The organism is Streptomyces pimonensis (genome assembly GCF_041380215.1).
Classification (GTDB): domain Bacteria; phylum Actinomycetota; class Actinomycetes; order Streptomycetales; family Streptomycetaceae; genus Streptomyces; species Streptomyces pimonensis.
Genome location: NZ_JAHWZY010000136.1, coordinates 1 through 684, shown reverse-complemented (window position 1 = coordinate 684; position 684 = coordinate 1). Strand labels below are relative to the sequence as shown.

Here is a 684-nt window from a genome sequence, read left to right as displayed (position 1 = left end):
TCGGTCACCAAAAGATCGGATCAGCTTTCCATGCTATATTTGATCTAGAGCTGGTCGCCGGGAATCCGGTTGCCGGTGATGCGTTGGTGGTCCAAGGAAAGACGCCCCACTTCCTGTGGGGAGATGCAGGTGCAAGGCCTGCCCAGCGCTCGGATCACGAAGTCCCATCCTGCGATGCGGGGTGGGACTTCGTCGTGCCGGAGGTCTGGCCGGTTGCCGCACCTTCGGCGCGGCAACCGGCCGCCGAGCAATCCCCACGCCCGTGGGGGTAGTCCGATCCAGCCGGTCGAGCGCGACCGTGGCGAGGTCGGCCAGGTTGCGTTGATGTGTGCCCGTACCCACTCGACGGGGTTCAGGTCGGGTGAGCAGGCGGGCGGCAGGAAATCGTCGGCCAGCCACGCTCGGCGATCAGTTCGCGCATGGCGTGGGAGACGTGGGTGTGGAGCCGGTCCCGGACCAGCACGACGGGCGCCTTGAGGAGTTGGTGGACGCCGTCGACCAGTGCGACGAAGTCGCGCTCGCCCATGCTGCGGCGGGTGCTCTCGCCCGCCCGGTGGGTGCGCAGGTGGTGGCACAGCCGGGTGCGGGAGCCGGGCCGCACGGCGATCGGCCCGGCCGTCGACAGGCGACCTGAGCGTCGTCGCCCGCTCACCGTCACCTGCGGAGTGTGGCCGCGTCGGCCCC

1 pseudogene is annotated in these 684 nt (G+C 69.3%); it reads right to left on the bottom strand.

The features are described from left to right. Positions 1-276 precede the first annotated feature (276 nt). Positions 277-684: pseudogene (locus KYY02_RS33700) on the bottom strand (transposase); the annotation flags it as partial.